This is a genomic window from Polaribacter sp. 11A2H, from assembly GCF_011379025.1.
Taxonomy (GTDB): domain Bacteria; phylum Bacteroidota; class Bacteroidia; order Flavobacteriales; family Flavobacteriaceae; genus Polaribacter.
The window spans coordinates 1-732 of the sequence record NZ_WTLD01000054.1 but is presented as its reverse complement, the minus strand read 5'-3'; the positions used below and the strand labels follow the sequence as shown (position 1 = coordinate 732).

The following is a 732-nucleotide window of genomic DNA, read 5'->3' as shown; positions in this document are numbered from 1 at the left end:
CCGGGACTACAAAAAAGCAAAAATACTAAGGAAATTCTGGAAGTAAGAGGATTCTACATTCATAATTTAGAATTTATTCTGAATTTCATAATGGGGGATTAGCTCAGCTGGCTAGAGCGCTTGCCTTGCACGCAAGAGGTCATCGGTTCGACTCCGATATTCTCCACAACGGCTTAATGTTGTTACTGATTTAATTATCAGTGGCGATTCGCCACAAGTTCATTGACATATTGGTAAAATGATATCGTAAGAATCAAATAGATAGAGAACAATTAGAATATTTATATTCTAATTAAATAATTTTTTTATAAAAATATAAAAGAGTTCATTATAGTGTGGCAACACACTGTAGCAAAAAGTACAATAAGTTAAGTAAGGGCGTATGGCGGATGCCTAGGCTCTCAGAGACGACGAAGGACGTGATAAGCTGCGATAAGCTACGGGGAGGGGCACATACCTTTTAATCCGTAGATTTCCGAATGGGGCAACCCGGCATGTTGAAGACATGTCACCTAGCAATAGGAGTAAACCCGGTGAACTGAAACATCTAAGTAACCGGAGGAAGAGAAAACAATAGTGATTCCGTTAGTAGTGGCGAGCGAACGCGGATTAGCCCAAACCTATTTTGTTACGGCAAAATAGGGGTTGTAGGGCCACGATATTCGAAGATAAGTGAATTAGAATTGTTTGGAAAGACAAACCATAGAGGGTGATAGTCCCGTAAAAGTAAGC

General features: G+C 39.8%; 1 tRNA gene and 1 rRNA gene. Both read left to right on the top strand.

From position 1 onward, the window contains the following. The first annotated feature begins 92 nt into the window (after positions 1-92). A tRNA-Ala gene (locus GQS58_RS16895) sits at positions 93-166 on the top strand. A 196-nt stretch (positions 167-362) separates the two neighbouring features. Further along, positions 363-732, top strand: a 23S ribosomal RNA gene (locus tag GQS58_RS16890); the annotation flags it as partial.